This window comes from Nocardioides sp. T2.26MG-1 (assembly GCF_950101795.1).
Classification (GTDB): domain Bacteria; phylum Actinomycetota; class Actinomycetes; order Propionibacteriales; family Nocardioidaceae; genus Nocardioides.
The window spans coordinates 57,701-65,715 of sequence record NZ_CATNLZ010000010.1 but is presented as its reverse complement, the minus strand read 5'-3'; the positions used below and the strand labels follow the sequence as shown (position 1 = coordinate 65,715).

At 74.8% G+C, this 8,015-nt stretch carries 9 protein-coding genes; 3 read left to right on the top strand and 6 right to left on the bottom strand.

Annotation, left to right across the window (positions count from 1 at the left end; translation table 11 throughout):
• The 4 genes from QQZ14_RS09475 to QQZ14_RS09460 form a co-directional block, all read right to left on the bottom strand.
• On the bottom strand, positions 1–472 hold a 472-nt coding region (locus QQZ14_RS09475), incomplete at its 3' end, for a lyase family protein (protein ID WP_284534014.1).
• A gap of 4 nt (positions 473–476) precedes the next feature.
• Positions 477–1,031 (bottom strand): protocatechuate 3,4-dioxygenase subunit alpha, encoded by a 555-nt coding sequence (gene pcaG / locus QQZ14_RS09470; protein WP_284534013.1) that lies wholly within the window; start codon positions 1,029–1,031, stop codon positions 477–479.
• The gene (gene pcaH / locus QQZ14_RS09465) at positions 1,028–1,828 is read right to left on the bottom strand and encodes a protocatechuate 3,4-dioxygenase subunit beta (RefSeq protein WP_284534012.1); all 801 of its coding nucleotides are present in this window, start codon (positions 1,826–1,828) and stop codon (positions 1,028–1,030) included. The genes pcaG and pcaH overlap by 4 nt, the downstream gene beginning before the upstream one ends.
• The gene (locus tag QQZ14_RS09460) at positions 1,816–2,994 is read right to left on the bottom strand and encodes a 4-hydroxybenzoate 3-monooxygenase (protein WP_284534011.1); all 1,179 of its coding nucleotides are present in this window, start codon (positions 2,992–2,994) and stop codon (positions 1,816–1,818) included. The genes pcaH and QQZ14_RS09460 overlap by 13 nt, the downstream gene beginning before the upstream one ends.
• 97 nt (positions 2,995–3,091) lie before the next feature.
• Between QQZ14_RS09460 and QQZ14_RS09455 the strand changes: the two genes are divergently transcribed.
• Both QQZ14_RS09455 and QQZ14_RS09450 read left to right on the top strand, forming a co-directional pair.
• Positions 3,092–3,841 (top strand): IclR family transcriptional regulator, encoded by a 750-nt coding sequence (locus QQZ14_RS09455; RefSeq protein ID WP_284534010.1) that lies wholly within the window; start codon positions 3,092–3,094, stop codon positions 3,839–3,841.
• A 10-nt stretch (positions 3,842–3,851) separates the two neighbouring features.
• Positions 3,852–4,745, top strand: coding sequence for an alkaline phosphatase family protein (locus QQZ14_RS09450; protein ID WP_284534009.1), 894 nt, complete (start codon positions 3,852–3,854; stop codon positions 4,743–4,745).
• Positions 4,746–4,959: 214 nt separating this feature from the next.
• On the opposite strand, the gene QQZ14_RS09445 is transcribed toward QQZ14_RS09450, so the two are convergent.
• Complete coding sequence (locus QQZ14_RS09445) at positions 4,960–5,931, bottom strand: PAS domain-containing protein (RefSeq protein ID WP_284534008.1); 972 nt, start codon at positions 5,929–5,931, stop codon at positions 4,960–4,962.
• Positions 5,932–6,155: 224 nt separating this feature from the next.
• Here QQZ14_RS09445 and QQZ14_RS09440 point away from each other — a divergent pair, with 224 nt between their 5' ends.
• Entirely contained in the window at positions 6,156–7,010 is an 855-nt protein-coding gene (locus QQZ14_RS09440) for an alpha/beta fold hydrolase (RefSeq protein ID WP_284534007.1), read from the top strand.
• A gap of 44 nt (positions 7,011–7,054) precedes the next feature.
• Here QQZ14_RS09440 and QQZ14_RS09435 read toward each other — a convergent pair whose 3' ends face one another.
• Positions 7,055–7,936, bottom strand: coding sequence for a universal stress protein (locus tag QQZ14_RS09435; RefSeq protein ID WP_284534006.1), 882 nt, complete (start codon positions 7,934–7,936; stop codon positions 7,055–7,057).
• Positions 7,937–8,015 lie beyond the last annotated feature (79 nt).

Sequence of the window (8,015 nt, the reverse complement as noted above, 5' to 3'; positions counted from 1 at the left end):
CGTCGGCCGCGTCGAGCACGGCGGTCAGCCAGGCCGCGACCCGGAGCCCGAACGTCGTCGGCACGGCATGCTGAGTCAGCGTGCGCGCCACCATCGGGGTGTCGCGGTGCTCCGTGGCCAAACGCACCAGGGCCCCGACGATCGCGACGAGGTCGCGGCGTACGTCGGCGACCGCGACGTCGGCCATCCGCATGAGCGCCGAGTCGACGACGTCCTGGCTGGTGAGGCCACGGTGGAGCAGCGGCGCGCCGTCAGGGTCGAGGCGGGTCAACCCTTCGCGGAGCATCCGCACCAGCGGGATCACGGGGTTGCCACCGGCCTCGGCGTCGCGGGCCAGCCCGTCGAGGTCCACCGACACCTCGACCGGCCGGCCGAGCCACTCCTCCTCGACCGCGATCATCGCCCGGAGGAACGCGGCCTCGGTGAAGTGCACGCCGGCGCGCTCGTCGCCGGGCCAGAAGAGGTCTGCCATGCACTCAGTCTGGCGCGTGGTCGAGGAACACCGTCTCGTCCGGCCCCTGCAGCCGGATGTCGAACACCAGACCGTGCTCGTCGCGGGTGGTGATGAGGGTGTGGCGACGGTCAGGCGCGACCGACGCCAGCAGCGCGTCGCTCGCCAGCACAGCCTCCGGGGCCGGCAGGTAGGCGCGGGTGAGCAGCCGGTCGAGCAGCCCGCGGGCGAACACGGTCACCGCGACGTACGGCGCGGCGCCGGGTGTGGTCGCGCCCGGCTCGACCGTCGTGAAGGAGTAGCGCCCGGTGCGATCGGTCTCGGTACGGCCCCAGCCGGTGAACGTCCAGTCGTCACGGAGCAGCGAGCCGGGCTGCTGGACCACCCGGCCGTCCGGGTCGGCCTGCCAGATCTCGACCAGCGCGTCCGGCACGGGGTCACCGGCGCCGTCGAGCACTCGGCCGTGCAGCCGGATCGCGCCCGGCTGGCCGGGCGGCACGAGCCGGTCGCCGCCGGCGTACGGCAGCGCGAAGCCGAAGAACGGGCCGACGGTCTGGCCGGGGGTCGGTGCGAGGCTCACGCGCTCTCCTCCTCGAACGGGGTGCGGTGGCTGCCGGTGAGCACGATGTCCCAGCGGTAGCCGGTCGACCACTCGTGCGTGGTCACGCCGTGGTCGTACGTCGCGACCAGCCGGTCGCGGGCGGCCTGGTCGGTGATCGCCTGGTAGATCGGGTCGAGCGCGAACAGTGGGTCGCCCGGGAAGTACATCTGGGTCACCAGCCGCTGGGTGAACTCCCGGCCGAACACCGAGAAGTGGATGTGCGCCGGCCGCCAGGCGTTGCGGTGGTTCTTCCACGGGTAGGGCCCGGGCTTGATCGTGGTGAAGCGGTACCACCCGTCGGCGTCGGTGAGGCAGCGTCCGACTCCGGTGAAGCTCGGGTCGATCGGCGCCGGGTGCTGGTCGCGCTTGTGGATGTAGCGCCCGCCGGCGTTGGCCTGCCAGACCTCGACGAGCTGGTGGCGCACCGGGCGACCCTCGCCGTCGAGCACCCGCCCGGTGACGACCAGGCGCTCGCCGATCGGCTCGCCCCGGTGCTGGATGGTCAGGTCGGCCTCGAGCGGGTCGACGTCGCGCTGGCCGAAGACCGGCGCCCACAGCTCGATGCCCTCGGGGTCGGCGTGGTGCGGGTCCTTGGTGGGATGGCGCAGCACGCTGGAGCGGTACGGCGGGTAGTCGAGCCGGACCCGCTCCTCGACGCGCCCGGAGGCGGCGTACTCCCGGGAGAGCTGGTCGATCTCGGCGCTGATCTCCTCCTGGGTCGACGCCGCTGCGTCCGACGAGGCGACGGGCGGTGAGCTGGGGGTCACTGCGGCCATCCGGTGTATCCCTCCGCGAGGTAGGTGGAGCCGGCCTCGGAGGAGACCAGGCTGGTGAGCTCGCCGAGCTGGCGCTGCTCGTCGAAGTCGGTGGCACCGGGCAGCCGGTGCAGCATCGTCGTCATCCAGTACGAGAAGTGCTGGGCCCTCCAGACCCGGGCGACGGCGCGGTCGGTGTAGGTGTCGAGGGCGGCGTCGTCGCCGCGCAGCAGCGCCCGCTCGACGCACTCGGCGAGCACCCGCACGTCGGCGAGCGCGAGGTTGAGGCCCTTGGCCCCGGTGGGCGGGACGGTGTGCGCGGCGTCGCCGGCGAGCATCAGCCGCCCGTGCCGCATCGGGGTCTGCACGAAGCTGCGGAACGGCAGCACCGTGCGCTCCAGCACCGGCCCCTCCTGGAGTCGGAACCCGTCGTCGCCCGCGAGCCGCGTCTGCAGCTCCGACCAGATCCGGTCGTCCGACCAGGCGTCCGCGTCCTCGTCGGGCGCGCACTGGAAGTACATCCGCTGCACGGTGTCGGTACGCCGGCTGATCAGCGCGAAGCCCGACGGGGCGCGGGTGTAGATCAGCTCCGGCGCGCTGGGCGGGGCCTCGACCAGCACGCCGAACCAGGCGAAGGGGTACTCCCGGGTGTACTGCCGGCGCGGGTCGACCAGGGCGCGGGTCGCGCTGCGCGACCCGTCGGCGCCGACCACGAGGTCGGCGACCACCTCGTGCCGCAGGCCGTCCAGGTCGGTGTAGCGGACCCGGGCTCGGTCGAGCACCTCGATGACCTCGGTCGAGGCGACGCCGTACCGCAGGTCGCCGCCGTCACGGACCCGGGCGCGGTGCAGGTCGAGGAACACCTCGGTCTGCGGGTAGAGCCAGCACGAGGCGCCGACCAGCCTCTGGAAGTCGATGCGGTGGCTGGTGCCGGCGAAGCGCAGCTCGATGCCCTGGTGCTCGTGCCCCTCCGCGAGCACCCGGCCACTCACGCCCGACTCGGCGAGCAGCCGCACGCTGTCCCGCTCGAGGATGCCCGCGCGGTGGGTCGCCTCGATCTCCTCGGCGGTGCGGGTGTCGAGCACGACCGACTCGATCCCGGCCACGTGCAGCAGGTGGGACAGCATCAGGCCCGCCGGGCCGCCGCCGACGATCGCCACCCGGGTGCGGCTGGTTGGCTGGGTCATCCACGCTCCTGTCCCGTAGGACGCGGACGGTACGGACGCCCGGAGGGCAGCGTCGAGGGCCTCGTTACACTCAGTGGAATCAGCTGGAGGAGGTCGTGTGGCCGGAGGCTCGGCACCCGGGGCGTCGCTGGTCGCCCGCACCCTCGACGTGCTCGGCGCGTTCGACGACCGGCACCGCCGCCTCGCCCTCGCCGACCTGGCCCGGCGCGCCGGCCTCTCGGCGCCGACGACGCTGCGGATCGCGCGCCAGCTCGTGGCCGGCGGCGCGCTGGTGCGCGAGGACGACGGGGCGTACGTCGTCGGCCGGCTGATGTGGGACCTCGGGCTGCTCGCGCCGCTGCAGACCCGGCTGCGCGACGTGGCCGCGCCGTTCCTCGCCGACCTGCTGGCGGCGACCCGCGCCACGGTGCACCTGGCGGTCCGCGACGGCGACGCCGCGCTCTACCTCGACCGGCTCTCGGGTGTCGCCTCGGTGCCGGTCGTCAGCCGGATGGGCACCCGGCTGCCGCTGCACGCCACCGGGGTCGGCAAGGTGCTGCTCGCGCACGCACCCGCCGAGGTCCGGGAGGCTGTGCTCGCCGACCTGGCCCCGGTGACGCCGTACACGGTCATCTCGCCCCGGCGCCTCGACGGCCAGCTCGCCCGGGTGGTGCGCGACGGCTACGCCACCACCGTCGAGGAGATGACGCTCGGCGCGTGCTCGCTGGCGGTGCCGGTGCGGGCCGGCGACGAGGTCGTCGCCGCCCTCGGCCTGGTCGTCGCCGACTTCCGCCACCATCGCGCCCGCCTGCTCGCCGCCCTCCAGGTGGCCGCCGCCGGTGTCGGCCGCGGTCTGTCCGCGACGTAGCCTCGGGGGCATGCTCCGTCGTGCCCTCACCGCCTCGCTGCTCGCCCTTGGCCTCGCGCTCACCCTCGCGCCGGCCGCCACCGCCCAGGAGCCCGTCCCGGAGAGCGCCGTGTCGAGCCGCGCCGCCACCCCGGTCACCAAGCTGCTGGTCTTCGTCGTCGAGAACCACTCGGCGCAGCAGATGCGCGAGGGCATGCCGTTCACCGCCCGACTGGCGCGCCGCTACGGCTACGCCACCCGCTACCGAGCGGTGACCCACCCCTCGCTGCCCAACTACCTCGCGATCGCCGGCGGCAGCACGTTCGGCGTCGACGACGACGCGGCACCCTCCGCGCACCGGTTGCCGGGCGCCAGCGTCTTCGGGCGCGCGGTGCGGGCGGGCAGCACCGCCCGGCTGTACGCCGAGGCGATGGGGTCACGGTGCCAGCTGGAGAGCAGCGGCACCTACGCGGTCAAGCACAACCCGTGGGCCTACTTCGCCCGCGAGCGGCGGCTGTGCCGCGCGGACGACGTGCCGCTGCGTCGCTTCGCCCGCGACGTCGACGCCGGGGCGCTGCCCGCGGTCGGCATGGTGATCCCCGACCTGTGCAACGACGCCCACGACTGCTCCCTGGACCGGGCCGACTCGTGGCTGCGCGCCCGCGTGCGGCGGGCGATGAGCGGACCCGACTGGGCCTCGGGCGGGCTCGCGATCGTGATCACCGCCGACGAGGACGACGGCGCGCACGGCAACAAGGTGCTCACCGTCGTCGCCCACCCGGACCTCAGCCACGTCGTGGTCCGGGCCCGGCTCACGCACTACTCGCTGTCCCGGTCGTACGCCGAGGTCGCGGGCGTGCGGCCGCTGCGGCACGCCGCCGACGCGCGCCCGCTGCTGCAGCGCTTCGGGCTCACCACCCGCTGACCCACGTTGACCCGCCCGAAACTCTCGGGCGGGTCAACGGGTCGAAGGTCCCGCCAGGTCCGCCCTTTCTGCCCGGGTGGCCGCCGGTCGCGCCCGGCTACGTTTCTCCGCACGGGGCGGTGGCCGGCCGGCGCTGGAGTAGACGTCGCCATGTTCCTCTGGGTGCACGCCGGCCCCGCCCTCTCACCCGCGTCCGACGGGCCGCCGCCGGGCGTCAGACCGGGCGTCGCCAGGTGATCAGCGTGCGGGCCGCGTCGTCGGCCACCACGGTGATCGTGGCGCCCGGGCGCAGCGTGCGGGGCCCGAGCGCCTCGACGTCGGTGCCCACCGGCCCGTCCTCGCGGCGGCCGCCCTCGACGGTCACGACCGCCTCGAGCACGTCCTCCTGCACGCGGACGTGGACGGAGAGCCCGTCCGGGGTGTGCCGCGCGGCGGCCGCGAGGATCTCGCTCAGCGCGCCGAGGAGCTCGTGCGCGACCTCGGGCGGCAGGTCGTCCACCGGCCCGTCGAACCGCACCGGTCCCCCGGACCAGAGCTCGACGACGTACCGCACCGCCCCTGAGGTCGACCCCGGCTGGGACTCCACGATCAGGTGGCGCACCGAGCCACGCAGCGCGTCGACCGTCCGGGCCAGGTGCTCGAGGATCGGGGCGGCCTCGGCGGTCGCGGTCTCCGGGTGGCGCACCATCCGGTCGAGCTGCAGCCCGATCGCGAACAGCTCCTGCATGGCGGAGTCGCTCGCCCCGGCGGCCCGGACGTTCCGCTCGGTCAGCAGCGCGGACCGGACCACGCTCGCGGCGTGCCCGGCCTCGGCCTCGACCCGCCGGGTGATGTCGGTGACCAGCACGTAGCACCCGTCCCCGTGGTCGCCGCGGGTGCGCGGGACCATCTCGACGAGCGCGTGCCGGGCCCGGCCGCCGCGGTCGGGGAGCGCCCGCTCGAAGCGCTGGGTCCGGCCGCCCAGCGCGGCGACCAGCCGGTCGTGGGTGGTCGCGCACCCCGCTTCGTCGAGGAGCTCCTCCACGGGCCGGCCGACGACCTCGGCGGGCGCGCGGTCCAGCCAGGTGCGGGACGCCTCGTTGGTGTAGCGCAGCACCGCCGCGCCGTCGACGTACGCGACCAACGAAGGCAGGGCGTCGAGGACCTCGCCCAGGTCCTGGGCGTCGAACCCGGTCGGCAGCTCCATGTCCGCCCCTTCCCGACGGGCCCGGGAGATCCCGGACCCGACACCTCCAGGGTCGTCCCGCTCCCGCGCCGGCTCTCAGGGGCGCGGGCCACGACCGTCGGGGACCTTGTCCCCGACGTGACCCGGGCCACGTGGCACCACGAGGGCCCGAGCACCGAGGACCAAAGTCTCTGGGGCCCCGCCGAAGCGGCGGACGACGATCGGGTCACCGAGAGGCGGTCGCCATGGACGCACGGCACGAGGTACCCGCCGCACTGACCTGGCGACGTACCACCGTCGACGGGCGCCCGGCCACCTACGGCGAGGCCGGCAGCGGGCCGGTCGTCCTGTTCCTGCACGGTTGGGCACTGTCGGACCGCACCTACCGGCGCAGCCTGCGCCGACTCTCCCAGCACGGCTACCGAGTGGTCGCGCCGGCGCTCCCGGGCTTCGGCGGCACGCCGCCGCTGCCGGAGGACGGCTTCAGCCTCGCGGGGTACGCCGACTGGGTGGCCGCGTTCGCGGAGGCGGCGGAGATCACGGGACCGGTGACGGTGGTCGGTCACTCCTTCGGCGGCGCCGTGGCGCTCAAGACCGCCCACGCCCATCCCGGGCTCGTCGCCCAGCTCGTGCTGGTGAACTCCATCGGCGGGTCGACGTGGCGGCAGCACGGCGAGAAGAGCCGCACCATGGCCGAGCGCCCGATCTGGGACTGGGGCCTGCACCTGACCTCGCACGCCCTCTCGTTGCGGGGGCTGATGCGCGTGGTGCCCGTGGTCGTCGCGGACGCGCTGCCCAACGCGATCCGGCACCCCGCGTCGATGTGGCGGGTCGGCGGCCTGGCCCGCGAGGCCAACCTGGTCGAGGAGCTGGAGGACCTCAAGCGCCGCCGGCTCCCGGTGGTGATCCTCTGGGGGCGCGAGGACACCGTGGTGCCCTGGGCGTGTGCCGAGTCGCTGATCGGGTCGCTCCACGACCCGCACGTGGTGACGGTCCCCGGCGACCACAGCTGGCTGATCGGCAACCCGGAGCACTTCGCCGAGACGCTCACGAACGTGCTCCAGCAGCCGGTCCGGCGCCCGCGCAGGAGCGCCGGATAGCTGGATAGCCGGATAGCTGGATAGCTGGATAGCTGGCTAGCTGATCAGGCGGGCACGGGGTCGACGACCATCACCGGGCAGGTGGCGTGCCGGAGCACCGCCCGGACCACCGAGCCGAGGTGCGGGCCCAGCGGGATCGTGTGCCGGTGCCGGCCGACCACGAGCAGCGACGTGTGCCCGCCCGCCGCGACCAGCGCATCGGCCGCGCGCTCGTGCACGACGACCAGCTCGGCCGGCACGTCGTGGTACTCCCCCAGCACGCCGGCCAGCCGGTCGGCGAGCAGCCGGCGACGCTCCTCCGTGTGGGCGTCGCCGGCCGGACCGTCGAAGACCAGGTCGTCGTAGGGGTCGCGGAAGTGCCACGCGTGCAGCACGCGTACGCCGCGCCCGCGGATCCGCGCCTCGGCGAGCGCGGCGGCGACCACCGCCGGCGCCCCGTCGCCGCTGTCGGCCCCGACCGTGATCCGGTCCTCGGGGTCGTCGGGGCCGTCCCGGTCCTCGCGCCACCCGGCGGGGACCGCCACCACCGGCACCTGCGAGAGCGCCGCGACCGGGTTGGTGATCGACAGGGTGATCACCGGTCCGGGCCGGCCCATCCGCTGGTGCTGCAGGACCACGAGTCCCGCGTGCTCGGCCGCGTCGACCAGGCTCGAGGCCACCGAGCCGTGCACCAGCTCGGTGGTGACCAGCAGGTCGCCGCCGCGCTCGGACCCCACGGCCCGGGCGGTGTTCTCGAGGAGCTCCCGGCCGGTGCGGTCGACCTCGTCCTGCCCGACCGGGCCGAGCGGCACCGGGGGCGTCACATGCACGAGGTGGACGCCGACGCCGCGCCGTCTCGCCTCCGCCTCCGCGAATCGCAGGGCGCCGCTGACGTCCTTCGCGTCGGTGACGCCGACCATCACCGCGTCGGTCCTGATCTCGGGCATGCCGCGCACCTCCTCGAGACGGTGCCACCAGCCTGCACCCTCGCCCGATCACCGGACCAGAGGCTTAATGCCCGCGGGC